The sequence below is a fragment of the Rhizobium sp. X9 genome, from assembly GCF_018873185.1.
Classification (GTDB): Bacteria; Pseudomonadota; Alphaproteobacteria; order Rhizobiales; family Rhizobiaceae; genus Agrobacterium; species Agrobacterium oryzihabitans.
On record NZ_CP071311.1, the window covers coordinates 75,861 to 100,668 of the forward strand.

Annotated in this window: 19 protein-coding genes; 17 read left to right on the plus strand and 2 right to left on the minus strand. The window is 59.3% G+C overall.

Annotated elements, in window-relative coordinates:
* Window positions 1-29 precede the first annotated feature (29 nt).
* The 13 genes from JZY08_RS00365 (at window position 30) to JZY08_RS00425 (ending at window position 14,475) form a co-directional block, all read left to right on the plus strand.
* The gene (locus tag JZY08_RS00365) at window positions 30-1,175 is read left to right on the plus strand and encodes an ABC transporter ATP-binding protein (protein WP_216330615.1); all 1,146 of its coding nucleotides are present in this window, start codon (window positions 30-32) and stop codon (window positions 1,173-1,175) included.
* Window positions 1,172-2,098 carry a carbohydrate ABC transporter permease gene (locus JZY08_RS00370; RefSeq protein ID WP_216330616.1) on the plus strand — a complete coding sequence of 309 codons (927 nt, stop codon included), beginning with the start codon at window positions 1,172-1,174 and terminating at the stop codon, window positions 2,096-2,098. The genes JZY08_RS00365 and JZY08_RS00370 overlap by 4 nt, the downstream gene beginning before the upstream one ends.
* Window positions 2,098-2,919, plus strand: coding sequence for a carbohydrate ABC transporter permease (locus JZY08_RS00375; RefSeq protein WP_216330617.1), 822 nt, complete (start codon window positions 2,098-2,100; stop codon window positions 2,917-2,919). The genes JZY08_RS00370 and JZY08_RS00375 overlap by 1 nt, the downstream gene beginning before the upstream one ends.
* A 46-nt stretch (window positions 2,920-2,965) precedes the next feature.
* The gene (locus JZY08_RS00380; RefSeq protein WP_035241546.1) at window positions 2,966-4,258 is read left to right on the plus strand and encodes an ABC transporter substrate-binding protein; all 1,293 of its coding nucleotides are present in this window, start codon (window positions 2,966-2,968) and stop codon (window positions 4,256-4,258) included.
* A gap of 66 nt (window positions 4,259-4,324) precedes the next feature.
* Complete coding sequence (locus JZY08_RS00385; protein ID WP_216330618.1) at window positions 4,325-5,125, plus strand: phosphodiesterase; 801 nt, start codon at window positions 4,325-4,327, stop codon at window positions 5,123-5,125.
* A 311-nt stretch (window positions 5,126-5,436) separates the two neighbouring features.
* Window positions 5,437-6,933, plus strand: coding sequence for an acetyl-CoA hydrolase/transferase family protein (locus JZY08_RS00390; RefSeq protein ID WP_216330619.1), 1,497 nt, complete (start codon window positions 5,437-5,439; stop codon window positions 6,931-6,933).
* A gap of 190 nt (window positions 6,934-7,123) precedes the next feature.
* Window positions 7,124-8,446: an alpha/beta hydrolase gene (locus JZY08_RS00395; protein ID WP_216331476.1), complete on the plus strand. Its 1,323-nt coding sequence runs from the start codon at window positions 7,124-7,126 to the stop codon at window positions 8,444-8,446.
* A gap of 129 nt (window positions 8,447-8,575) precedes the next feature.
* On the plus strand, window positions 8,576-9,613 hold the full coding sequence (locus JZY08_RS00400; RefSeq protein WP_216330620.1) for a 4-hydroxyproline epimerase: 1,038 nt from the start codon (window positions 8,576-8,578) through the stop codon (window positions 9,611-9,613).
* A gap of 113 nt (window positions 9,614-9,726) precedes the next feature.
* Window positions 9,727-10,764, plus strand: coding sequence for a dihydroorotase (gene pyrC / locus JZY08_RS00405; protein ID WP_216330621.1), 1,038 nt, complete (start codon window positions 9,727-9,729; stop codon window positions 10,762-10,764).
* A gap of 171 nt (window positions 10,765-10,935) precedes the next feature.
* Window positions 10,936-11,634 (plus strand): orotate phosphoribosyltransferase, encoded by a 699-nt coding sequence (locus tag JZY08_RS00410; RefSeq protein ID WP_003493644.1) that lies wholly within the window; start codon window positions 10,936-10,938, stop codon window positions 11,632-11,634.
* A gap of 99 nt (window positions 11,635-11,733) precedes the next feature.
* Complete coding sequence (locus JZY08_RS00415) at window positions 11,734-12,660, plus strand: carbohydrate kinase (protein WP_082183650.1); 927 nt, start codon at window positions 11,734-11,736, stop codon at window positions 12,658-12,660.
* Window positions 12,661-12,784: 124 nt separating this feature from the next.
* Entirely contained in the window at window positions 12,785-13,750 is a 966-nt protein-coding gene (locus tag JZY08_RS00420) for an acetylxylan esterase (protein ID WP_216330622.1), read from the plus strand.
* Window positions 13,747-14,475: an alpha/beta hydrolase-fold protein gene (locus tag JZY08_RS00425; RefSeq protein ID WP_216330623.1), complete on the plus strand. Its 729-nt coding sequence runs from the start codon at window positions 13,747-13,749 to the stop codon at window positions 14,473-14,475. The genes JZY08_RS00420 and JZY08_RS00425 overlap by 4 nt, the downstream gene beginning before the upstream one ends.
* Window positions 14,476-14,632: 157 nt before the next feature.
* Here JZY08_RS00425 and pgi read toward each other — a convergent pair whose 3' ends face one another.
* Together pgi and JZY08_RS00435 are read right to left on the minus strand one after the other, a co-directional pair.
* On the minus strand, window positions 14,633-16,258 hold the full coding sequence (gene pgi / locus JZY08_RS00430) for a glucose-6-phosphate isomerase (protein ID WP_216330624.1): 1,626 nt from the start codon (window positions 16,256-16,258) through the stop codon (window positions 14,633-14,635).
* A 128-nt stretch (window positions 16,259-16,386) separates the two neighbouring features.
* The gene (locus tag JZY08_RS00435) at window positions 16,387-18,096 is read right to left on the minus strand and encodes a long-chain fatty acid--CoA ligase (protein ID WP_216330625.1); all 1,710 of its coding nucleotides are present in this window, start codon (window positions 18,094-18,096) and stop codon (window positions 16,387-16,389) included.
* A 359-nt stretch (window positions 18,097-18,455) separates the two neighbouring features.
* Here JZY08_RS00435 and JZY08_RS00440 point away from each other — a divergent pair, with 359 nt between their 5' ends.
* From JZY08_RS00440 to JZY08_RS00455, 4 genes are all read left to right on the plus strand, one after another.
* The gene (locus JZY08_RS00440; RefSeq protein WP_082183653.1) at window positions 18,456-19,505 is read left to right on the plus strand and encodes an ABC transporter ATP-binding protein; all 1,050 of its coding nucleotides are present in this window, start codon (window positions 18,456-18,458) and stop codon (window positions 19,503-19,505) included.
* A 154-nt stretch (window positions 19,506-19,659) separates the two neighbouring features.
* Complete coding sequence (locus JZY08_RS00445; RefSeq protein WP_137037035.1) at window positions 19,660-20,676, plus strand: extracellular solute-binding protein; 1,017 nt, start codon at window positions 19,660-19,662, stop codon at window positions 20,674-20,676.
* Between the two features lie 173 nt (window positions 20,677-20,849).
* A complete protein-coding gene (locus JZY08_RS00450; protein ID WP_253204072.1) occupies window positions 20,850-22,424 on the plus strand; it encodes an iron ABC transporter permease in 1,575 nt (524 codons plus the stop codon).
* A gap of 197 nt (window positions 22,425-22,621) precedes the next feature.
* On the plus strand, window positions 22,622-24,793 hold the full coding sequence (locus JZY08_RS00455) for a TonB-dependent siderophore receptor (protein ID WP_253204073.1): 2,172 nt from the start codon (window positions 22,622-22,624) through the stop codon (window positions 24,791-24,793).
* The last annotated feature ends 15 nt before the right edge of the window (window positions 24,794-24,808 follow it).

Below are 24,808 nucleotides of genomic sequence, written 5' to 3' on the forward strand. Positions count from 1 at the left end.
GCATATGCGCTCCAGAAAAGGAGCGCAGAATGACGCCACAATCTCTTGAACTTTCGGGTATCGGCAAAGGCTTCGGGGCTGACGATGTTCTGAAAGAGATCGAACTCTCCATCCGTCCCGGAGAGTTTTTATCCCTCGTCGGCATGTCGGGCTGCGGCAAGTCAACACTTCTGCGCATCATCGCAGGACTGGAAACGCCAGATCGCGGCTCGGTTTCGATCGGTGGTCAGGATGTGACGGAGCTCGATCCGAGCGACCGCAATCTGGCAATGGTATTCCAGTCCTACGCGCTTTATCCGCACATGAATGTCCGCCAGAACATCGCAACGCCGCTCAGGATGCGACGTCTGCCCTTTGCAGCGCGCCTGCCGTTGATCGGGCGGTTTGTGGCCCCGGCCGAAACGCTCAGGCAGATCGATGCCGCCGTCGAACAGGCGGCAGAGACCCTGCAGATCGCGCATCTGCTGGACCGCAAGCCGGCGCAGCTTTCCGGTGGCCAGCGCCAGCGCGTGGCGCTTGCCCGGGCGCTGGTGCGCTCCCCGGCCGCCTTCCTGATGGACGAGCCGCTCTCCAACCTTGATGCCAAGCTTCGCGCCCATATGCGTGAGGAACTCGCGGGGCTGCACCGCCGGCTGGGGGCGACCTTCATCTACGTCACGCATGACCAGATCGAGGCCATGACCATGTCCGACCGCATCGCGCTGATGTCGGAAGGCCGCATCGAACAGCTCGGCACGCCGGATGAGCTTTACCGCAAGCCGGCGACACTGACGGTCGCGCGCTTTATCGGCACGCCGTCGATCAATCTGCTGCCGGTCGAAATCGATGCGCAGGGCAAGGTAACGGCTTTCGGACGCGATCTTGGCGTGGATGCGTCGGGCCGCGATGCCGGTCCGGCGACGCTTGGCCTTCGCGCCGAAGATTTGCGTCCGGGTGCCGAAGGTTTCTCGGTGCGTGTGGTGCGCACCGAAACTCACGGGGCTGACCGTTTCGTTAACTGCCGCCTTCTGAGCGATGAGACAGTGGCCGTCACCTTGCGCCAGGGCGCGGGAGAGGCGCTGGGTGCCGACGCGGATGGCGTGATGAACCTCGGTTTTGCGCCGGAACGTGTCCATCTCTTCGCCGCCGACGGCCTGCGCCGCAAAACGACGGTGCGTGAACGGGTGCCGGCATGACGGCGGCCGATTTCTCCACGCCCGCGCCTGCAAAGGCCCGGTCCCGCCTGTCAAAGGCGGAGCGGCGCATGATCTGGCGCGGCCTGATGTTTGCAGCGCCGGCAAGCCTGCTGCTGTTGGCGATCTATATCATTCCGATGCTTGTTCTGGCCGGTTTTTCCGTTACCGATTACCAGCTTGGTGCGCTTTCCACGCAATTCGTTGGTCTTGGAAATTTCATCAAGGCGTTTGGGGACCCGGTCTTCCTGCGCGCACTGATGAATACCGCCATCTACGCCATCATCGTCATTCCCTTCGGCGTGTTTCTGGCGCTCGGCGTCGCCCTTCTCGTTTACAATCGCAAACGCAGCCGGGCTTTCTGGGAAGTGGCCTATTTTCTTCCCGTCACCGCAACGCTGGTCGCCATGGCGACCGTGTGGCAGTTCCTGCTGCATCCTTCGCTTGGCCCGGTGAATGCGGCGATCAAATGGCTGGGTTTTGAACCCGTCGCCTTCCTCTCCAATCCCGTTCTGCTCATTCCCACCATGGCGTTGATAGGCGTCTGGCAGGTTCTGGGTTTCAACATGGTGCTTTTCCTTGCAGGCCTCACCGCCATCTCGAAGGATCTGCATGAGGCCGCACGGCTCGACGGCGCCAAGAATCCGCTAGACCGGTTCCTGACGGTGACCTGGCCGATGCTCGGACCGACGACGATGTTCGTGGTGGTCACCACCTCCATTTCGGCCTTCAAGGTGTTCGAGACGGTCGCCGTGCTGACCAAGGGCCGCTTCGGTTCGGAAACCCTGCTTTATGTTCTTTATCTTGAAGGTTTTGAATATTCGAACACGGGTTATGCCGCAGCGCTGACCCTGATTTTTCTCGCGATCGTGTTGATCCTGTCGATCGGCCAGACGCTGCATATGGACCGGAAGGTGCACTACTGATGTTCGGGTTCCGCAAATACTTCCCGCATCTTGTGCTCGCGCTCGGTGCTTTCGTCATGCTTCTGCCGTTCTACTGGATGCTATTGACCTCCATCCGCTCACCGTCTGAGATTTTCAGCGTCTCATTCTGGCCGATCCCCGAGAAGTTCGACGCCGTTGAGAGTTACTCCCGTGCAGCGGGCCAGGTGCCCATGGCACGCTTCATGCTGAACGGCGTCATCGTATGTTTCGGCATCCTGTTCGTGCAGATCCTGACGTCGGTTCCTGCGGCCTATGCGCTGGCGAAGCTTCGTTTTCCAGGGCGCAAGCTGTTGCTGGCGCTGATCGTCGCCGCGCTCTCCGTGCCCATCCAGGCGCTGGCGCTGCCGCTGTTCGTCGGTCTGGCGAAGGCGCAGTTGCTGAATACCTACTTCGCGATGATGATGCCGTTCTTCCTGTCGGTCTTTGCCATCTTCATGTTCAACCAGTCTTTCCGCAGCTATCCCGATGAAATCATCGAGGCGGCGCGCATGGATGGCTTCTCCGAGATGGAAATCTGCTGGGGACTGGTTCTGCGCGGCTCTCTTCCCTCGCTGGCTGCATTTTCAGTCTTTTCGCTGGTGGCGCACTGGAACGATCTCTATTGGCCGATGATCGTTATTTCGGACACCAGATTGGCCCCTCCGCCTCTCGGCATGATGTTCTTCGCGGATATCGAATCCGGCGCGAACTACGGCGCGCTGATGGCGGGCGCCACACTCATTACCGCGCCGATGGTGCTGTGCTTCCTCCTCGCACGGCGGCATTTCATCGCCGGTATTACCATGACCGGCGTCAAGTGACGCCGTTCACCCTCCTCCTACTCCCAACCCATTTTTGGAGACTGACATGAAAATCAACCGACGCGCTGTGATGAGCGGTCTGGCACTCGGCATGGCTTTTGCGGGCTTCGCAAAGCCGGTTCTGGCCAACGAAATCACGCTCAACGTTCTCTACAACCTGCCGGGCTTCACGAAGTTCCATCAGCCGCTGGCCGATGAATTCATGAAGAAGAACCCTGATGTGAAGATCAATTTCCTCGCTCCGGCAGAAGGTTACAACCAGGGCCAGCAGCAGGTGCTGCGCTCAGCCGTCACCGGCAATCTGCCGGACGTTTATTTCTCGGGCTACAACCTGACGGCGGAACTCGTTCACGCGCTGGCGCCCCGCAACCAGATCACCGATCTCGGCCCGTTCATCCAGGCTGAAGGCGGTCAGGCTTTCCTCGACAAGAACTACAGCCCGAAGATGGCGGCACTCGGCCAGATCGACGGCAAGCAGTATGGTCTGCCGGTCAACGCGTCCTCGCCGATCATCTACATCAACTCCGAACTCGTGACCAAGGCTGGTGGCGACCCGGACAAGATGCCGACGACCTTCCCGGAACTCATTGCTCTTGCCAAGAAGATCAAGGCTCTCGACCCGAAGCTGGCCGGCATGAGCTATGACATCAATGGCTGGGGTGACGACTGGTTGTGGCAGGCGCTCGTCTTCGAACAGGGCGGCAAGCTCGTTGATGACAAGACGAAGACTGTTGCCTTCGACAATGAAATCGGCCTCAACGCTCTGAAGATGGCGCGCCAGTTCGTGACCGAAGGCGGCCAGAACCTGCTCGACTGGGACCAGTCCCGCCAGCAGTTCGGTGCAGGTCTCACCGGCTTCATCTTCTCGACCCCGGCTCACGTGCAGACGATCCAGGGCCTGGTTGGCGACCGCTTCAAGCTGAAGACGGCGACCTTCCCGCTCGACAACAAGGAAAAGGGCGGCGTTCCGACGGGCGGCAACTCTGCCGTCATCCTGACGCAGGAAAAGGCCAAGCAGGATGCTGCCTGGAAATACCTGAAGTGGATCACCGGTCCCGAGGCGCAGAACACCATCGTTCGCATCACTGGCTACCTGCCGACGAACAAGCTCGCAACCGGCCCTGACTTCCTGGCTCCTTATTACGCCGAGAACCCGAACGTAAAGACCGCTTCGCTGCAGGCTGACCGGTCCTTGCCCTGGGGCGCTTATCCGGGTGGTGAATCCGTCCGCATCTGGCGCACACAGCGCGACATCATCGGCACCGTAATGCGCGGCGAAGTGACGCCGGAAGCCGGGCTCAAGCAGATCGTCGAGCAGACCAACGCCCTGATGAAATAAGAAAAACCATCGAAGAGGCTGCGGGGAAATTCGTTCCCGCAGCCATTTTGCGCAGAAAGACCGACGATGAAGATCATCCAGATCACTGATACCCATCTTGTGCCGCCGGGCATTGCGGTGAACGGCGTGGACCCTGAAAAGCAGCTGCGCGCGGCGATTGCCGATATTGTCGAAAAACACGCCAATGCCGACCTTCTGGTCATGACGGGCGATCTCTGCAATCACGGTGAACCCGAGGCCTATGAACTGCTGCGTGACATTCTCGCGCCCGTATCCTTGCCGGTGCTGTTGATGCTCGGCAACCACGATCGCCGTCCGGAATTTACGGCGGCCTTTCCGGAACAACCCCGGGATGACAACGGCTATATCCAATCCTTCATCGATACGGACTTCGGCCGCCTGCTGTTTCTTGACAGCCATGAGCCCGATGTGATCGGCGGGATGTATGGCGCGGATCGTCTGACATGGCTGGACAATACGCTTGAGAGCGCTGGCGAGCTGCCGGTGACGGTTTTTATCCATCACCCACCCATGGATTGCGGCATCAGGCATTTCGAAAACATCGGCATGCATGACGACGGCGTGGTCATGCGTCGCCTCGCCGCCCATCAGGCCGGCGTGCGTCATATTGTTTTTGGTCACATTCACGTCCCGATGGCGGGCACCAGCGCGGAAGGCATTGCCTATAGTTCCGGTCAGGCCTGTTCACATCGGTTCATCACCGATGTTGAAGCTCTCGAACCGCTGTGGACGGGCGGCAACCCCTGTTATCGGGTCATCAATCTAGGTGCTTTTGGCTTGCGTGCCTATGATGCCGAGGTAGGGCAGATTGTGCTCGGTCAGGCCCTCGTCTGTGAAGGCCCCTGAAACCGGGCAATAGCCGAGACAGTTCTCCCCGATGTGATGAGGCGGTCAATGCGCCTCATCACCTATTGTCGGCGGCGACGCTTGGCAGGCATCGTTCGTCCAGAATGCTGTGAATGCTGTCAATATCCCGCAGCCTGTCGCGCCGATGCGCCACTTGCGGTCTGTTGAGCAGGATTTGATGCGTCAAGGGCATAGTCCCTGTCGCACCCTTGATCTATGTCAGTTTCATCGTTGAAAGTACGCGCCATAGTCACCGGAGATGTGGCAAGTCTGGTGACGTGCCATCGTGAGTGCAGATCATGGAGAAGTGCATGCTTGAAAAGCGTATCCGCAACGCATCCCTCTTGAACAGGATCGTGAGCGCCGAAGAGGCCGCCAGTCTCATTCAGGATGGCATGACGGTGGGCATGAGCGGTTTTACGCGGGCCGGCGAAGCGAAGGCGGTGCCGCTGGCGCTGGCCGAACGCGCCAAGACGAACCCCATGAAAATCACCCTGATGACCGGCGCTTCCCTCGGCAACGATCTCGACAAGACCATGGTCGAGGCCGGTATGCTGGCGCGCCGCATGCCGTTCCAGTCCGATCCGGCTTTGCGCAAGGCGATCAATGACGGCAGGGTGATGTTCATCGACCAGCATCTTTCCGAAACGGTCGAGCAATTGCGCGGCGGCCAGATCCACGGGGTGGATATCGCCATCGTCGAAGCGGTGGCGATTACGGCGGATGGCGGCATCGTGCCCACGACATCCGTCGGCAATTCGGCAAGCTTCGCCATTCTGGCCGACAAGGTCATCGTCGAGATCAACCTGTCGCAGCCTGAGGTGCTGGAGGGGTTGCACGACATTTTCATTCCCGCCAAACGCCCGACCCGCATGCCCATTCCGGTGGTGGCGACGGATAGCCGTGTTGGCCTGCCGTTCATCTCGGTGCCGCCGGAAAAAATCGCCGCCATCGTCCTGAGCGACAAGAGCGACAGTTTTTCAACGGTGCTGCCGCCGGATGACGAGACCAAGGCCATTGCCGGTCATCTCACCGAATTTCTGCTGAATGAGGTGCGTCATGGCCGCATGACCCATGAACTCCAGCCGCTCCAGGCCGGCATTGGCACCATCGCCAATGCCGTGATGCATGGTTTCATCGATACGCCGTTTCACGATCTCAAAATGTATTCCGAGGTCCTGCAGGACTCGACCTTTGAGCTTTTTGACGCAGGCAAGCTGGTTTTCGCCTCCGGTTCGTCGATCACGCTCTCCTCCGCCATGAATGAACGGGTCATGCCGCGACTGGCAGATTACAAGAGCAGGCTGATCCTGCGTCCGCAGGAGGTCAGCAACCATCCGGAAGTCATCCGCCGCCTCGGTATCATCGGCATCAATACGGCGCTGGAATTCGATATTTACGGAAACGTCAATTCCACCCATGTCGGCGGCACGCATATGATGAACGGCATCGGCGGTTCGGGCGATTTTGCCCGCAACGCCTATATGTCCATCTTCGTCACCAAGTCGATCGCCAAGGGCGGCGCCATTTCCAGCGTCGTGCCCATGGTCAGCCATGTCGACCATACAGAGCACGATGTGGATATTCTCGTCACGGAAATCGGGCTGGCTGATCTGCGCGGTCTCGCTCCACGCGAACGCGCGGCTGTCATCATCGCCAATTGCGTGCATCCGCATTATCGCGATGCGCTGACGGATTATTACCAGCGTGCGGTAGCACGCGGCGGTCATACGCCGCACCTCATCGAAGAGGCGCTGTCATGGCACAATGCCCTTCGTGAGAAGGGCACAATGCTGCCGCAGCGATAAGGCCCGTGCATTTCCATCGCGATGCTTGTCTGTTTACCGTGAGAGGGCGGATTGGGTCCGTTTGGACACACCGGGGCGGAAACTGGCAATGATTACGCGATGGTTGCTGGCGCAGCGGTTCCGCCTTCGGTAGAAAAACGTCTCCCCCGGCTGTTATCGGGCTGCCTCTGGGTTGTAGGAGAGTGACGTGATGCCCATCCGCTTCGTGGCCGTAATCGCCATTGTCGCCCTGCTTGCCGGGTGCGGCGGGCGTCCCATCGGGGTCATGACGCCGACCGGGCAGACCGTGGCGGGAACAACGCCTGTCAATCTGCTGGTTGCCACGACGCGCGCTCCATCGGAAAACGCCGCCGTGCTTTTCGGCGGCGAGCGCGGAACGGGCCTGAAGGTCGATGCCGTCACCATCTCCATTCCGCCCAATGCAAACCGCAAGGTCGGACAGGTGCAATGGCCCAAAAAGCTGCCGCCCAACCCGCTGAAGGATTTCACCACGGTGGCGGTGGAGCCAATTCGCTCCGAAGCCGAAACAAGAAGCTGGATCAGCAAACACATCCAGAAGGACCGGCGGGTGCTGGTTTTCGTGCACGGTTTCAATAATCGTTACGAAGAATCCGTCTATCGCTTTGCCCAGATCGTCCATGATTCCGGCACGGATGTCGTCCCGGTCGTCTTCACCTGGCCATCGCGGGCGAGCATTTTCGACTATAATTACGACAAGGAAAGCACCAATTACTCGCGCGATGCGCTTGAGGAAATGCTGACCCGGCTTGCGAAGGACAGGTCCATCAGCGAAGTCACCGTCATGGCGCACTCGATGGGCACATGGCTTGCGGTGGAAGCGCTGCGCCAGATGGCAATCCGCAACGGTCGGGTCGATCCGAAGATCAGCAATGTCATTCTGGCCGCACCGGATCTCGATGTGGACGTGTTCAGCCGGCAATTTACAAGCCTTGGCAAGACGCCGCCGAAATTCACTCTGTTCGTTTCGCAGGATGACCGCGCACTCAGCCTGTCGCGGCGCATCTCCGGCAATGTCGACCGGCTGGGCCAGATCGACCCATCGGTCGAGCCCTATCGCAGCCAGCTTGAAAAAGCCGGGATTACCGTTCTGGATTTGACCAAGCTGCAATCCGGCGACCGGTTGAACCATGGCAAATTTGCCGAAAGCCCGGAGGTTGTGCGCCTGATCGGCGACCGCCTCATCGCCGGGCAGACGGTGACGGATTCCGATGTCGGTCTGGGCGAGGCGCTGGGTGCCGTTAGCATCGGCGCTGCGCAAACGGTTGGAACGGCCGCGAGTGTCGTGGTCAGCGCACCGATTGCGGTGTTCGATCCGCGCACGCGTGAGAATTACAGCAGGCAGGTGGAAAGGCTCGGCCGCTCCGTTGAAAACACCGTCGGGTCGGTGGGAGATACGGCCGGTTCCGTGGTGGACGATCAGGCGCTTCAGTCATCGCGAGTGAATTGCGAAGCCGCCGCCAATCGCAACCGGTCGGAATGCCGTAACCGCTAGATCGTGACTAAGAATGGGATTGCGAAAAACGCCTAGGGTTTTCGCCATCTCACCTCCTCAGATTTGTATACAGCTTGTATTTTTATCTGTATGGTCCGGTTAACAGCTCAACTTCCGGAGTAATATCCCATGCGTTGGAAACGCACCCTGCAGCTTCTCGATGTCCATTGCGAAGGCGAAATCGGCCGTGTTGTTACCGGTGGTGCGCCGAAAATTCCCGGCAATACCGTCGCAGAGCAGCTTCACTGGATGAACACCGATCCGAAAGGCGAGGCCTTGCGCCGCTTCCTGACGCTGGAGCCGCGTGGCACACCCATGGGGTCGGTCAATCTTCTCCTGCCGCCGAAGCATCCGGATGCGCATGCCGCTTTCGTCATTCTCCAGCCTGATCAGGCGCATGCCAGCTCCGGTTCCAATTCCATCTGCGCCACGACAGCGCTTCTGGAAAGCGGCATGGTGGAGATGCAGGAGCCGGAAACCGTCATCATCCTGGAGACGGCCGCCGGTCTGGTGAAAGCCACTGCCACCTGCCGCGACGGGCGTTGCGAAAAGGTCAGGCTGACCATGGTGCCGTCCTTCGTGCATGAGCTGGATGTGACTATCGACACGCCCGAATGGGGCAAGGTGACGATGGACATTTCCTATGGCGGAATCTTTTACGCGCTGGTCGATGTGCGTCAGATTGGCTTGACCATCGACAAGGCCAATGCCGCGAAGCTGGTGGCGGCGGGCATGATCCTGAAAGACCTGGTCAACCGCGAAATGGCCGTCGTCCACCCCGAAATCCCTGCCATTTCCGGTGTGGCCTATGTGATGTTCCGCGATGTGGATGCGGACGGTTCCATCCGCACTTGCACGACCATGTGGCCGGGCCGGGCGGATCGCTCGCCCTGCGGCACCGGCAATTCCGCCAATCTTGCAACGCTTTACGCGCGCGGCAAGGTAAAGGTGGGAGACGAGTACAAGTCTCGTTCGATTATCGGTTCGGAATTCGATGTCGGCCTTTCCGCCGTAACGGAAGTCGCGGGCCGTCCGGCAGTCATTCCCACCATTGCCGGGCGTGGTTTCACCTTCGGCCTGCACCAGGTGGGTCTTGATCCCTTCGATCCCTTTGCCGATGGCTTTGCCATGACGGATGTGTGGGGCCCGGAAGCGGGCGGCATCTGAGGTTCGCTTCAAAAAAATGACATTTACAGCCGCCCGATGCCCCTCGGCGGCTGTTTTCCTGTGACGAAAGATGCTAAGCGGGCGCCAATTCCGTCATGCTCCGAGGTATCCCGATGAAGTCGCTCACCCTTCGCCGCCCTGATGACTGGCATCTGCACCTGCGTGATGGCGCCATGCTGGAAGGCGTGATCGGGGATACGAGCCGCCATTTCGCCCGCGCCATCATCATGCCGAACCTCGTGCCGCCCGTCGTCACCACGGCCGATGCCCGCGCCTATCGCGACCGCATCGTCAAGGCCATCCCGGCGGGCGATCGCTTTGAGCCGCTGATGACGCTTTATCTAACGGAGGACACGCAGGCTGACGACGTGGAAGAGGGCAAAAAAAGTGGCCTCATCACCGCCGTCAAGCTCTATCCGGCCGGCGCGACCACTAATTCGCATGGCGGCGTGCGCGATTTCAACAAGGCCATGCCGGTGCTGGAACGCATGGCGAAGATCGGCCTGCCGCTTTGCGTGCATGGTGAGGTGACGACGCCGGAAGTCGATATTTTCGACCGCGAGAAGGCGTTCATCGATACGGTTCTGGAGCCTCTGCGCCAGCGTCTGCCTGAGCTCAAGGTGACGATGGAGCACATCACCACCCGCGATGGCGTCGACTACATCAGGTCGTCCAGGGCCAATCTGGCCGGTTCCATCACCACCCATCATCTCATCATCAACCGCAACGCCATTCTGGTCGGCGGTATCAAGCCGCATTATTATTGCCTGCCCGTCGCCAAGCGCGAAGAGCACCGGCTGGCGCTGCGGGCGGCCGCGACTTCGGGCGATGCCCGCTTCTTCCTCGGCACGGATTCCGCCCCGCATGTGGATCCGCTGAAGGAATGCGCCTGCGGCTGCGCCGGCATCTATACCTCGATCAATACCATGAGCTGTCTTGCCCATGTCTTCGAGCAGGAAAACGCCCTCGACAAGCTGGAAGCCTTCGCTTCCCTCAACGGTCCCGCCTGGTACGGGCTGGCGCCGAACGAGGAGACGATCACGCTGGTGAAGCGCGAGGAGTCGGTGTCGTTTCCCGAGAAGATCGAGACGGGCGCCGGGCCGGTGACCGTATTTGATCCGATGTTCCCGCTTCATTGGGACGTGAGCTGATTTTTTTGACCGCCGGCAATGCCGGCGGTTTTGTTATGATCCACAGGCATCCGCCCATAAATTACGGTGCCGCCTGCGGATGCCTGCAATGCTGAACCGAGATGTTGTGCTTTCCGAAAACCGGCCCCGGTTTTCGGAGCGATAAACCAAGGCCGAAAAAGGAGAACGCCTATGAACCATTTCACATTCACTGACCGCGCCGTTGTTGCAGAGCTGGTTGCGAAGATGTTGTGGGAAATCAAGGCGGTCCATTTCAATTCCGAAAGCCCCTACACCTTCGCGTCCGGCATGAAGAGCCCTGTTTATATCGACATGCGCAAGCTCATCTCCTTCCCGCGCATTCGCTCCGCTGCGATGGATTTTGCCGCAGCGGCGGTGATGCGCGAGGCCGGCTTCGAGAAATTCGACTGTGTGGCAGGGGGGGAAACAGCTGGCATTCCTTTCGCCGCTTTCCTCGCCGAGCGCCTTGGCCTGCCGATGATCTATTGCCGCAAGAAGCCGAAGGGCCATGGCCGCAACGCCCAGATCGAAGGTCATATGCCGGAAGGCGCGCGCGTTCTCGTCATCGAGGATCTGACGACGGCCGGCGGCTCGATGTTTACCTTTATCGACGCCATCCGCGCGGCAGGCGGTATCGTCGATCACGGCATCGCACTGTTTTATTACGGCATCTTCGAAGAGGCTGAAGCGCGCTTCGCCAACGGCAATGTCAAGCTGCATTACCTGACCACCTGGCGCGATGTTCTGGCTGTCGCCCGCGCTGAAAAACTGTTCGATGAAAAGACGCTATCTGGCGTAGAGGCCTTCCTCGATAACCCGTTGCCATGGTCGGCGAAACACGGCGGTGTCAGCGAATTGCCGCAATCCTGATTTCGGATGCGGCCAGCCCGGCTTTGTGGCTGGCCTTCCGATCGATCTTCGTCTAAATCGATTTAAGTCCATTTGATTTGCTGTTTGAGGAGGACCGTAATGATCCTGTGTTGTGGTGAAGCCCTGATCGACATGCTGCCCCGGCAGACGACGCTGGGTGAGGCGGGTTTTGCCCCCTATGCAGGTGGAGCGGTCTTCAACACGGCAATTGCACTCGGCCGTCTCGGCGTCCCGTCCGCATTCTTCACGGGTCTTTCCGACGACATGATGGGCGATATCCTGCGGGAAACCCTGCGCGCGAGCAATGTCGACTTCAGCTATTGCGCAACGCTTTCGCGGCCGACCACCATCGCTTTCGTCAAGCTCATCGATGGCCACGCGACCTACGCCTTTTATGACGAGAACACCGCCGGCCGGATGATCACCGAGGCCGAGCTTCCGGCACTGGGTGCGGATTGCGAAGCGTTGCATTTCGGCGCCATCAGCCTCATTCCGGAACCCTGCGGCAGTACCTATGAGGCGCTGCTGATGCGCGAGCATCAAAGCCGCGTCATTTCGCTCGATCCGAATATCCGCCCCGGTTTCATCAAGGACAAGCAGGCGCATATGGCCCGCATCCTGCGTATGGCGGCGAAGTCTGACATCGTAAAATTCTCCGATGAAGACCTTGAATGGTTTGGAGTGGAAGGCGACGAGGAGACGCTCGCACGCCACTGGTTGCATCATGGCGCAAAACTCGTCGTCGTCACCCGTGGAGCCAAGGGTGCCGTTGGTTATTCCGCCAATTTCAAGGTGGAAGTGGCTTCCGAGCGGGTGGAAGTGGTCGATACGGTGGGTGCTGGCGACACCTTCGACGCCGGCATTCTCGCTTCGCTGAAAATGCAGGGGCTTCTGACGAAGGCGCAGGTCGCTTCGCTGACGGAAGAGCAGATCAGAAAGGCTTTGGCGCTTGGCGCAAAGGCTGCTGCGGTCACCGTGTCGCGAGCAGGCGCGAACCCGCCTTTCGCGCATGAAATCGGATTGTAAAGGGCAGGGTTGAACCGCTTTGAAAAGGTGGTTCAACACTCTTGGCGGCGCAAGGGCCGTAAAAAACCGTTATTTGGATATCAAGAAGCTTGTGTCCGCCGGTTTTTCACGAAACAAGCATCGCATGAGCGTTCCGACAACCCATCCTTTCGATTTCGACCCGACCTATGGCATGCAGCGCGAGCAGCTGCTGGCGATTACCCCGCCTGAAGCGCCGCCCGGCTTCGATGATTTCTGGAAGAAGCGCTATCGCCGTGCACTCGCCACGGATCCGCGGCCGGTGCTGCGCAAGAGCAGGCTCAGCCATCCCCGCTGGCATGTTCTCGATATTACCTACACCTCGACTGGTGGCTTCCGCATCGGCGGATGGATGCTTCTGCCGCGTGAGGGGCAGGTGCGTCGCGGCCTCGTCGTCGGCCACGGTTATGGCGGGCGCGGAGAGCCCGATTTCGATGTGCCGGTGGAAGAAACTGCCGTGCTGTTTCCCTGCTTTCGCGGCATTTCCCTGAGCGCCTGCCCGCCGATTTCGTCCGATCCCGCCCTTCATGTCCTCTACAACATCGACAGGAAAGACGACTATATCATCGGCGGCTGTGTCGATGATCTGTGGATCGCCGTTTCCATTCTTGTCACGCTTTATCCCTGGCTGGAAGGGCAGGTGGGATATAGCGGCATCAGCTTCGGCGGCGGCATTGGTGCCCTGGCGATCCCATATGACGAGCGCATTGACCGGGGCCATCTGGTGGTGCCGACATTCGGACACCGGCCGTTCTGGCTGACGCTGCCCACCGTCGGCAGCGCGGATGCGGTCCAGACCTATCAGAAGACCCATGCCAATGTGCTCGAGACGCTGCGCCTGTTCGACGCCGCCTGTGCCGCGTCGCGCATAAAAGTGCCGATGCTGGTCGTACCCGCTCTTTTCGATCCGGCAGTGGCGCCGCCCTGCCAGTTTGCGGTGGCCAATGCGGTGCCGCAATCAAAATTTAATGAAATCTTCATCCTCGACGCCGGCCATTTCGATTACCCTGACAGCGCATCGCAAGATGCGGTCCATAAGGACAAGGTCAGACGGTTTTTCAAGGTGCCATGAAACGCGAATATCTCCGCTGGTATAGTCAAAGGCTCCATCGCGACATGGAGCTGTTAATATTCGGACACTCTGGCGCCAAGGTGCTGATGTTTCCCACCCGGGACGGGCGCTTCTTCGAATATGAGGAACTGGGCCTTGTCGGTAGTCTGGCCGACAAGTTGGAGGCGGGTCGACTTCAGCTCTATTGTATAGAGGGGCTGGCCAGAGAGACCTTCTATGCGGCCGGGCATCATCCCGCCGATCGCATTCGCCGGCATGCCGCTTTCGAAGAGTATATTCTGAACGAAGTGCTGCCGCTGATGGCCGAGAAAAACCCGAATAGTGACACGATCGTGCAGGGTTGCAGCCTCGGTGCCTTTCAGGCCGCCAGCCTCGTCTTTCGCCATCCGCATCTTTTCCGCAAGCTCGTCGCCTTTTCCGGTCGTTATGATCTGACGATGAAGGTGGAATCCTTCGGTGATCTGTTCGACGGTTATTACGATGACGATGTCTATTTCCACATGCCGAGCCATTTCCTGCCCGGCCTTGCCTGCCCATGGCGGCTTGATCACCTGCGTCGTATGGATATGGTCTTCACCATCGGCGATGCCGACCCGTTTCTCGACAATAATCATCATCTGAGCCGGGTGCTTGCGGACAAGCAGGTGGGCCATCAGATGCATATCTGGGACGGGCGTGCGCATCGGGCAGGGGCGTGGCGCAAGATGGCGGCGCTTTATATTTGAGCGCACGCTTTGCTTCTAGGTCGCTGGTTTAAGTCCAAGCGCGTGTATTGATGACTTCGCCTCAAACGCGACGTCATCCTCGGGTCAAGCCCGAGGATGACGGAAGTGGCTGTTTTGGCTTTATTCTCAGCCGGAGAAGGTGGCTGGCGCGAAGATGTTACCCCGCCAGTCCCGCCAGCGCCTTCACCAGACCCTGTGTCGAGCTGTCATGGCTGGCAGCACTTTCCTTGCCTTCAACGACGGGAAGCAGGCCGGTCGCCAGTTCCTTGCCAAGCTCCACGCCCCACTGGTCGAAGGAGTTGATGCGGAACAGCACGCCTTCCACGAAGACGCGGTGTTCGTAAAGCGCGATCAGGCGGCCAAGCGCAAAGGGCGTCAGCTTGTCGTAGACGAAGGTGATGGACGGACGGTTGCCGGTGAAAACGCGGTGCGGCGCGATGAAATCGGCGAGTTTGTCTTCCATGCCCTTGGAGGTGAGCTGAGCTTTCGCCTCGGCCAGCGTGCGGCCCTTCATCAGAGCTTCCGACTGCGCCAGGCAATTGGCGATGAGAAGTTGGTGCTGATGGCGCAGTTCGGGCTCAAAACCGTTGGCGGCGATCATGAATTCTGCCGGAATGACGCTCGTGCCCTGGTGGATGAGCTGGTAGAAGGCGTGCTGGCCGTTGGTGCCGGGCTCGCCCCAGACAACCGGGCCGGACTGGCCTTCGACGGGCGTGCCGTCGATGGTGACGCCCTTGCCGTTCGATTCCATGTCCAGCTGCTGCAGATAAGCGGGGAAACGCGACAGGCGCTGGTCATAGGGCAGGATCGCCCGCGTTGGATATTTCAGCACGTTGCGGTGATAAAAACCGATGAGGCCGAGCATCATCGGCAGGTTTTCGCGGATCGGCGCTTCGCGGAAGTGCCTGTCCATGGCGTGCGCGCCATCCAGGAACTTGCCGAAATTGTCCGGTCCGATGGCGATCATCAGCGGCAGGCCGATGGCCGACCAGATCGAATAACGTCCGCCGACCCAGTCCCAGAAACCGAAGATGCGGTCGCTTTCAATGCCGAAGGCGGCGACCTTATCCAGCGCGGTCGAAACGGCGGCGAAATGGTGCTTTACCGCCTCTTCACCCAGCTTTTCGGCGATGAAGCGGCGCGCGGTGGCGGCATTCGTCATGGTTTCGATGGTGGTGAATGTCTTCGACGCGACGATGAAGAGCGAGGTCTCGGGATCAACGAGCTTCAGCGTGTCGGCAATATGCGCGCCGTCGATGTTGGAGACGAAATGCGCACGCGGACCGTCATGGAAGGGAGCAAGGGCCAGCGTCGCCATGACCGGGCCGAGATCGGAGCCGCCGATGCCGATATTGATGACATCAGTAATCTTTTTGCCGGTCGCACCTTTCAGAGAACCGGAGCGAATGGCATCGGCAAATTTGCCCATTGCCGCAAGCACGGCATTTACATCCGGCATCACGTCCTTGCCATCAACGAGAACCGGCGTGTTGGAGCGGTTGCGCAGGGCGGTGTGCAGCACGGCGCGATCTTCGGTGAAGTTGATCGCCTTGCCGGAAAACATCTCCTCGCGCTTGGCTGCGACGCCGCCGTCGCGCGCGAGCTGTTCGAGAAGCGTCACGATCTCCTCGTTAACAGCGCATTTGGAATAATCCATCAGCAGGTCATCGAATTTGGCGCTGAAACGGCTGAATCTCTTGTCGTCGGCCGCAAACGCGGCGCGAAGATCGGTTGCGGCTGTGCTGCTCGCCGTTGCTTTCAGTTTTTCGATGGTGGCCTGCATCTTGTGCTCCTCGGCTTCCGTGGAAGGATGAGGAAACTATTCTTTTTCAGGCGGCCAAATCAAGGCGACTTCGATAAAAGAAAATGGCCTGGACAAAAGAAAAGAGCCGGTCGCCCGGCTCTTGTCCTTCAGTTCAGATTGCGCAGTTCGCGCCGTAAAATCTTGCCGACATTGGATTTCGGCAGTTCGGTGCGGAACTCGATGATCTTCGGCCGTTTGTAGTTTGTAAGGTTCTTGGCGCAGAAGGCCTTGAGTTCTGCCTCCGTCAGCGACTGGTCCTTCTTGACGACGAAGAGCTTGACGGTTTCGCCGGAATGTTCGTCCGGAACGCCGATTGCGGCGCATTCCAGGACGCCGGGGTGGCTGGCGGCCACTTCCTCGACCTCGTTCGGATAGACGTTGAAACCGGAAACGAGGATCATGTCCTTCTTGCGGTCGACGATCTTGGTGTAACCGCGATCATCCATGAAACCCATGTCGCCGGAGCGGAAGAAGCCGTCTGTTGTCATCGCTTTGGCGGTTTCATCCGGCCTCTGCCAGTACCCGGCCATGACCTGCGGCCCGCGAATGCAGATTTCGCCGACTTCGCCGGAAGGCAGGCTGTTACCCTCTTCATCGCGAATGTCGATTTCGGTCGAGGAGATCGGCAGGCCGATGGTGCCGCTGAATTCCGTGGCGTCGAGGCGGTTGACGGTGGCGACGGGCGAGGTTTCGGAAAGACCGTAACCTTCCGCAATCGGGCAACCGACCATGGAGAGCCAGCGTTCGGCCACTGGCCGTTGCACAGCCATGCCGCCGCCAAGCACGAGGATCAGTGACGACAGGTCGAGCTTGCGAAAATCCTCATTGTTCATCATCGCGTTGAACAGCGTGTTGATGCCGGGGAAAATATGCGGGCGATAGTGCGACAGCTCCTTGACGAAGCCGGGAATGTCGCGCGGATTGGCGATCAGCAGATTATGGCCACCCAGCGCAATGCCCATCAGCGAATTCACCGTCAGCGCGAAGATATGGCAGAGCGGCAGCGCGCAGATGAAATTGAGAACCTCGGGCCGGTCCTTGCCGCTGAAGGCGGCGTCCAGCCAGAGGCTGATCTGGGCTTTGTTGGCCAGAAGATTGGCATGGGTAAGGATAGCGCCTTTGGAAATGCCGGTGGTTCCGCCGGTATATTGCAGGAAGGCGATGTCCTGCGCGTTGAGGCTGGCGGGCTTCAGCGGAAGTTCCTGCCCTTCCTTCAGCACGGCCTTAAAACTGATGGAGCCGGGGATGGCATAGGCGGGCACGAGCTTCTTCACCTTGCGGACCACAAGATTGACGATATGTCCCTTGAGGCCTAGCAGATCGCCCATGGCGGCAACAACCACGTGACGGACAGCGGTTTTCGGCACCGCCTGCTGCGCCACATGCGCAAAATTCTCCAGCACGAAAAGTGCCTTCGCGCCGGAGTCCTTCAGCTGATGTTCCAGTTCGCGCGGCGTATAGAGCGGATTGACGTTCACCACGATCATGCCCGCGCGCAAGATCCCGTAAACGGCGACGGGGTTCTGCAGGATATTCGGCATCATCACGGCAACGCGGTCGCCTTTTTCCAGTCCTCTGGATTGCAGCCATGCGGCAACGGCGCGGGTTTCAATATCCAGTTCCCTATAAGTCAGGGATTTTCCCATGCTGGAAAAGGCTTTGCGGTCGGCAAACTGCAAGCAGCTCTTTTCGAGAAGTTCGACAAGGGAGGAATAGGCGGATGCGGGGATTTCGGCAGGGACGCCCTGCGGATAGGATGACAGCCAGCGCTTCTGGACGCTGACATTTTCCGGTTGTCCCAGGGACAATTCACTCATGCTTCTCCTCCCAGAGTCTTCTATGCGCCGGGCGTTCGACGGAACGCGTGAAGGGCGCTTTAGGCTGCCTTGATCGTCACGAGGTTCCCGCATCTGCCGGCACTAGGGCCGGATTGAGGGAACCACGTATGGCGTCACCGGATCGACCGCTCCTCCCGCTCCCCGGTGACGAATGATAGACGCGTAATCCCGTGACGTCCATCGTGTTGGCAAAGCCTATTTAACTCTAACGTAAACGTCAATATTGCTGCCCAACATCTCGCGGCCTCGTGAAAGGAAACCGCATTTTGCCCCGGTTTTTTGACTTTAATCCTGATTTGAGCGATCAACATAATTCGTAGAGCAGGGCAGGATTGGAAATGGCAGGCAGCGCAGCGCTTGAACTGAAATCGGTGGGCAAAAGATTCGGTGATACGGACGTTTTGTCCGATATCGATCTGTCCGTCGAACGCGGCGAAATCATTTGTCTGGTGGGACGGTCCGGCTGTGGAAAATCGACCTTGCTGCGCATTGTTGCGGGCGTGGAGACGCCGGACCACGGCAACGTTTCCCTGAACGGCTCTCTCGTTGCCGGTTCGGGTGTTTTCGTCGAGCCGGAAAAGCGCAATATCGGCTTTGTCTTTCAGGATTATGCGCTTTTCCCGCATCTTACCGTCGAACAGAATGTAATGTTCGGCCTGAGGTCGCTGCCAAAGGCGGAGGCGCGTCGCCGCGCTGGCGAAATGATCGAACATGTCCACCTGCAGGAGCTTGCGAAGCGCTATCCGCATACGCTTTCGGGCGGTGAGCAGCAGCGTGTGGCACTTGCCCGCGCCCTTGCACCGCAACCGGGCCTGTTGTTGATGGACGAGCCCTTTTCCAATCTGGACCGGGGTCTGCGAGACAATGTCCGTGAGGAAACGCTTGGTCTTCTGCGGGAACTCGGCACGACGGCGATCATGGTCACCCACGATCCGGAAGAGGCGCTTTCGGCGGGTGACCGTGTGGTGCTGATGCAGCGTGGGCGGATCGTGCAGAGCGGTACGGGTTACGAAATTCACGATAATCCCAAAACCCGCTACGCCGCCGATTTTTTCTGCGCCTTCAACAAGATCGAAGGCCACGTCAGGCACGGGCGCGTCGAAACACCGCTCGGGCCCCTGGGCGATGCTTCCGATCTGCCGGAAGGCCTTGCCGCCGTCGCCTATGTGCGTCCCAACGCGATTTCGATCATTGAGGACAGCACCGCGAAAGAGGGGATCGCCGGCGAAATATCGAGCCGTGTTTTTCTCGGTGAGATCGAGCAGCTTGGTATAGCCGTGCCCGGCCTGCCGGCGGATTTGCGCGTCAGAACGATGCAGCGTACGCCGACCAAGACCACGGCCGTGCGTTTCGGCATTGATCCGAAGGGCGTTCTGATATTTACTTGAGGTTGAATGAGCGGATTTGCATGTTTGTTTACGCCCCATTTTCAACTCTTGGTGATCAAGTTCCGTCTGAAAACGGCCAAATAAAACTTGATTTACTCCATCAGGTATGATGTTTGCTCCCCCATATTGCCGCCATCGGAGAGGGAGACGACATATGACGAAATTTTCCAAAATTGCCCTGCTTGCCAGCACCGTTGCTTTTGCAGCCGGATCGGTCAGCGCTGCGGAACTGAACATCTACACCACCCGAGAACCGGGCCTTATCCAGCCTCTGCTGGAATCCTTCACGGCTTCGAGCGGCGTTAAGGTCAACACCGTGTTCCTCAAGGATGGTCTTGCCGAGCGCGTTCTGAGCGAAGGCGCAAGCTCGCCGGCCGACGTTCTGATGACCGTGGATGCCGGCAACCTTGTCGATCTCGCCGAAAAGGGCGTTACCCAGCCGGTCGAATCCGAAACCCTTAGCAAGTCCATCCCGGCTGAACTTCGCGACGCCAAGGGCCATTGGTTCGCGCTTTCCATGCGCGCCCGCGTTCTTTATGCGGCGAAGGATCTCGACCTCGCCTCCTTCAACTATGAAGATCTGGCGGATGCGAAGTGGAAGGGCAAGGTCTGCATTCGCGCCGGCCAGCATCCTTACAACACCGCGCTTTTTGCTGACTACATCGCCCACTATGGCGCCGCCGACACTGAAAAATGGCTTGCCGGCGTCAAGGAAAACCTGGCCCGCAAGGCAGGCGGTGGCGACCGTGACGTTGCCAAGGACATCCTCGGCGGCATTTGCGATATCGGCATTGCCAACTCCTATTACGTCGGCCTGATGCGCTCGGGCAAGGGCGGCGAGGAGCAGGTGAAGTGGGGCGATGCCATCAAGGTCGTTCTGCCGACATTCAAGAACGGTGGCACGCAGGTCAACATCACTGGCGCTGCCGTGGCCAAGAACGCTCCGAACAAGGCAGAAGCCGTCAAGCTTCTCGAATACCTCGTCTCGGACGAAGCCCAGAAGATCTACGCCGAAGCCAACTATGAATATCCGGTCAAGCAGGGTGCGGCTCTCAATGAGATCGTCGCTTCCTTCGGTGACCTGAAGGTCGACAACAAGTCGCTGACGGAAATCGTATCGCATCGCAAGCAGGCGAGCGAACTGGTCGACAAGGTCGGTTTCGACAAGTAAAGGCCAATTGGCAACAGAGGTGAAAGGCGCTCGCAGCCGCGGGCGCCTTTCCCTGTATTTTCAAGAAGCTCATGAATCCAGACGCCGCCCAGCCTTTGACGTCCCGCGCAGGAACACGGTTTTCATCCTCCTTCTGGTGGCTGTGCCTGTCCCTGGCTGCGGTCTGTGGCGCCATGGTGCCGGTTCTGGCGCTTGTCTCGCAGGCCGTGCAGGGTTCTCGGGGCCTGTGGGCGCATCTCGGCGCAAGCGTCATTCTGACGGCTTTGCCGGACACCGTGACCCTTCTTGCAGGCGTCGGGCTGCTGGCTGGTATTGTCGGCACATATGCGGCCTGGCTTGTCACCGCCTATGATTTTCCCGGACGGAAAATACTCGAATGGGCGCTGCTGCTGCCGCTGGCGATGCCGACCTATATCGTCGCTTACGCCTATCTCGATATTCTGCATCCGATCGGGCCCGTACAGGGCGCGCTCCGTTGGCTGCTCGGTTATTCCAGCCCGCGCGAATTCCGCCTGCCGGATATAAGGTCGATGACGGGCTGCATCGTCCTGCTCGGCTTCGTGCTGTTTCCCTATGTCTATATTCCAGTCCGCGCCATGTTCCTGACGCAGGCGGGCAACCTGCTCGAGGCGGCCCGCACGCTGGGTGTTTCCAGACGTGCGGCTTTCTTCAAGGTCGCCGTGCCGCTGGCGCGCCCTGCGATCGCGGTCGGCATCAGCCTTGCGTTGATGGAGGCGCTGAACGATATCGGCGCATCGGAATTTCTCGGTGTCCGCACGCTCACCGTTTCGGTCTACACCACCTGGGTCACGAAATCAGACTTGCCGGGTGCGGCGCAGATCGCGCTTTCCATGCTGTTCATCGTGGTCGCGCTTGTGGCGTTCGAGCGATGGGCGCGGCGCAAGCAGCGTTATGCGGTCTCGGCGCAGAAAAGCAGGGAGCTGGAGCCGGTGCGGCTTACCGGCCTGAAAGCCTTTGGCGCTCTTGCTCTCGGCAGCCTGCCGGTCGTGATCGGTTTCGTGGCGCCGGCGAGCTATCTGGTGATCGAGGCATGGAAGCGGTTCCGGTTCAGCGGCCTGTCGTCCCGTTTCACTGAGGAGGCTCTGAATACCATCCTCTTCGCAGGACTGGCGACGGCGATCACCCTCGTCCTCGGTCTTGCGGTGGCTTACGCGATGCGCCTTGCTCCGGGACGCCTCTCGCTCTGGTCCTATCGGCTTTCCACGGTGGGTTACGCTGCTCCCGGCACGGTCATTGCCATTGGCGTGCTGATCGCGCTTGGCGGCTTTGACAGATTCGTTGACCAGACCATGCGCGAGTGGTTCGGCATATCCACCGGCCTCATTTTCATCGGCAGTGGTGCCGCCCTGATTTACGCCTATTCGGCGCGTTTCCTCACCATTGCGGCGGGCAGCGTCGATGCCGGTCTGAGCCGCATCCCGCAATCCTTCGATCACGCTTCGCGAACGCTTGGACGATCGGCAACACAGACATTCCGACAGATCCATCTGCCGCTTTCAAAGGCATCGCTGGCGGCCGCCGCTTTGCTGATCTTCGTTGATTGCGTCAAGGAACTTCCGGCCACGCTCCTGTTGCGGCCGCTTAATTTCGAGACTTTCGCAACCCATCTTTATGGTGAAGCGGCGCGCGGTACTTACGAGGAAGCGGCAATCGCGGCACTGGCGATCGTCGTCATCGGCATCCTTCCGGTCATGCAGCTTGCAAGGATTGGGCGGCGCAAGGGCTGACATCTACGCCTGACCCCATAAATGACGGGCGCAAAACTGAGCGAGAAGCCAATAAGCTTCAAATCCCCCCAGAAAACGACAAGCATCCCGCCTTAATCATGATGTAAATACTCAGCTTAATTGAGGTGCTGCGGCCTGCCGTATATAAACGTCGGCCGTGATCTGTTTCGGGGCATATCTTGAAAAATTTGCATGAGATGTTTTTGGGCCGCCTGGCTCTGGGAACGGCTGCCATTGTTTTGATGGCGCCGGTGGTGGGTCAAGCGCAGCAGACGACGGTTCTGCGTGAGATCACAGTCGAGGGGCAGGGCACGGAAAACGCCACGGGTCCGGTCCGGGGATATGTCGCGAAAAAAAGCGCGACGGGATCGAAAACCGATACGGAAACGAAGGATATTCCACAATCCGTGTCGGTCATCGGTCGCAGGGAAATGGACGATCGCGGCGCTGTGACCAAAATCGACGAGGTTCTGCGCTACACGCCCGGCGTGACGGCGGAGCCTTTTGGCACGGATCCGGATACGGACTGGTTTTACATTCGCGGTTTCCAGGCAACCCAGACCGGCGTGTTTCTGGATGGGCTGAACCTGTTCAGCTACGGTTTCGGCGGTTTCCAGATGGACGCCTACGGTCTGGAGCGGGTGGAGGTGCTGAAGGGACCGGCTTCGGTGCTTTATGGCGGTGCCAATCCCGGCGGCATCGTGCAGATGGTTCGCAAGCGTCCGCAGGACGAGCCGGTCCGCGAAACGGAAATCGGCATCAATAATTTCGGCAACGCCTTCTTCGGTTTTGATCTTGGCGATAAGGTCGACGGTGAGGGTGTGTGGAAATACCGCATCACCGGCAAGGTCTCGGGCGGCGATAATTACACCGACTATTCCGAGGATCTGCGCGGCTTCATCATGCCGCAGATCACCTTCGAGCCGGATGCGCAGACGAGCGCCACGCTGTACGGATATTTCTCGGCGCTGGATCAGGTTCATGTCGGCAATGGCTTCCTGCCCTATGTCGGCACCGTGGTTGACGCACCGTTCGGCAAGCTTGACCGCAAGGCGTTTTACGGCGAGCCCGACCTTGATAATGGCCGCGTCTACCAGTCAATGGTGGGTTACGAAGTCAGCCATGAATTCGACAATGGCTGGAAGATCAGCCAGAATGCCCGCTACGGCCACCTCTACAAGCATGAAACCGGGCCCTATCCGGGCGGTTGGGCGAATGCCGACGCCAATGGCCAGCCGATCCTCGATGCCACCACCAATGACTATATGCTGACCCGCTTTGGTTATGATGGCCTGTCCAAGGTGGACAGTTTCGGCGTCGACAATCGTGTCGAAGGCCAGTTCGATACCGGCGCGGTCAGCCATTCTCTGCTCTTTGGCCTCGACTATAAATATTACAAGCTGGATCAGGTGCAGGCCTGCTGCGGATCGAATGCGATCGGCGCGCTCAACCCGGTCTACGGTTCGACGCAGGGAACGAATTTCGTCTACGCCAACAACGTCGTGACGCAACAGCAGATCGGCATCTATGCGCAGGACCAGCTGCGTTTCGGTGATGGCTGGCTGGTCACGCTGAACGGCCGCTATGACTATGTCGATACGGAACTGAACAACAGGCTGCCGGCTGGCGTATCGCGCCGCTCCAATGACGATGCGCTGAGCGGTCGCGCCGGTCTTGCCTATGAATTCGACAACGGCCTGACGCCCTATGTCTCGGCCGCCACCTTCTTCAATCCGCTCATCGATACGCTTGCGGATGGCAGCTCCGCCGTACCGGAGGAGGGACATCAGTTCGAGGCCGGTATCAAATATGAGCCGACCTTCTTTGACGGCAGCATCACCGCCTCTGTCTTCAAGCTGGTGAAGGACAACGCCATTGTTTCCTATACGGCCGGCGGCGTGACAACGAGCGGGCAGTTCGGACAGGTGGAGTCCACCGGTTTCGAGCTGGAGGCAAAGGCCAATCTCAGCGACAACTGGAAGACCATCGCCTCCTATTCCTATACCGATCTCGATATCACCAAGGATGCCAATCCCAACCTGATCGGCAAATCGCCGTGGATCGTGCCCGCTCACACCGCGTCGCTTTGGGTGGATTACGCCTTTACCGATGATACGTTTGAAGGCCTCAGCATTGGCGGCGGCGTACGTTACCAGGGCAAGTCCTGGGCGGATGCGGCAAACACGCTGCGTGTGCCGGATGCTGCGGTCTTCGATGCCGCGATCCGCTACGAGAAGAACGACTGGACGGCCTCCGTCAATGTCGCGAATGTTTTCGACAGGGAATATGTCAAGAGCTGCGCCGGGGTCTCCGTTTGCGGCTGGGGTGACAGCCGCACGATAACCTTCAAGCTTGCCAAGAAGTGGTAATGGGCGGCCGGCAGT

Coding starts and splice junctions, on each gene's coding strand:
- JZY08_RS00365 (WP_216330615.1), top strand. CDS start 30: ATGACGCCACAATCTCTTGAACTTTCGGGTATCGGCAAAGGCTTCGGG.
- JZY08_RS00370 (WP_216330616.1), top strand. CDS start 1,172: ATGACGGCGGCCGATTTCTCCACGCCCGCGCCTGCAAAGGCCCGGTCC.
- JZY08_RS00375 (WP_216330617.1), top strand. CDS start 2,098: ATGTTCGGGTTCCGCAAATACTTCCCGCATCTTGTGCTCGCGCTCGGT.
- JZY08_RS00380 (WP_035241546.1), top strand. CDS start 2,966: ATGAAAATCAACCGACGCGCTGTGATGAGCGGTCTGGCACTCGGCATG.
- JZY08_RS00385 (WP_216330618.1), top strand. CDS start 4,325: ATGAAGATCATCCAGATCACTGATACCCATCTTGTGCCGCCGGGCATT.
- JZY08_RS00390 (WP_216330619.1), top strand. CDS start 5,437: ATGCTTGAAAAGCGTATCCGCAACGCATCCCTCTTGAACAGGATCGTG.
- JZY08_RS00395 (WP_216331476.1), top strand. CDS start 7,124: ATGCCCATCCGCTTCGTGGCCGTAATCGCCATTGTCGCCCTGCTTGCC.
- JZY08_RS00400 (WP_216330620.1), top strand. CDS start 8,576: ATGCGTTGGAAACGCACCCTGCAGCTTCTCGATGTCCATTGCGAAGGC.
- pyrC (WP_216330621.1), top strand. CDS start 9,727: ATGAAGTCGCTCACCCTTCGCCGCCCTGATGACTGGCATCTGCACCTG.
- JZY08_RS00410 (WP_003493644.1), top strand. CDS start 10,936: ATGAACCATTTCACATTCACTGACCGCGCCGTTGTTGCAGAGCTGGTT.
- JZY08_RS00415 (WP_082183650.1), top strand. CDS start 11,734: ATGATCCTGTGTTGTGGTGAAGCCCTGATCGACATGCTGCCCCGGCAG.
- JZY08_RS00420 (WP_216330622.1), top strand. CDS start 12,785: ATGAGCGTTCCGACAACCCATCCTTTCGATTTCGACCCGACCTATGGC.
- JZY08_RS00425 (WP_216330623.1), top strand. CDS start 13,747: ATGAAACGCGAATATCTCCGCTGGTATAGTCAAAGGCTCCATCGCGAC.
- pgi (WP_216330624.1), bottom strand. CDS start 16,258: ATGCAGGCCACCATCGAAAAACTGAAAGCAACGGCGAGCAGCACAGCC.
- JZY08_RS00435 (WP_216330625.1), bottom strand. CDS start 18,096: ATGAGTGAATTGTCCCTGGGACAACCGGAAAATGTCAGCGTCCAGAAG.
- JZY08_RS00440 (WP_082183653.1), top strand. CDS start 18,456: ATGGCAGGCAGCGCAGCGCTTGAACTGAAATCGGTGGGCAAAAGATTC.
- JZY08_RS00445 (WP_137037035.1), top strand. CDS start 19,660: ATGACGAAATTTTCCAAAATTGCCCTGCTTGCCAGCACCGTTGCTTTT.
- JZY08_RS00450 (WP_253204072.1), top strand. CDS start 20,850: ATGGTGCCGGTTCTGGCGCTTGTCTCGCAGGCCGTGCAGGGTTCTCGG.
- JZY08_RS00455 (WP_253204073.1), top strand. CDS start 22,622: ATGTTTTTGGGCCGCCTGGCTCTGGGAACGGCTGCCATTGTTTTGATG.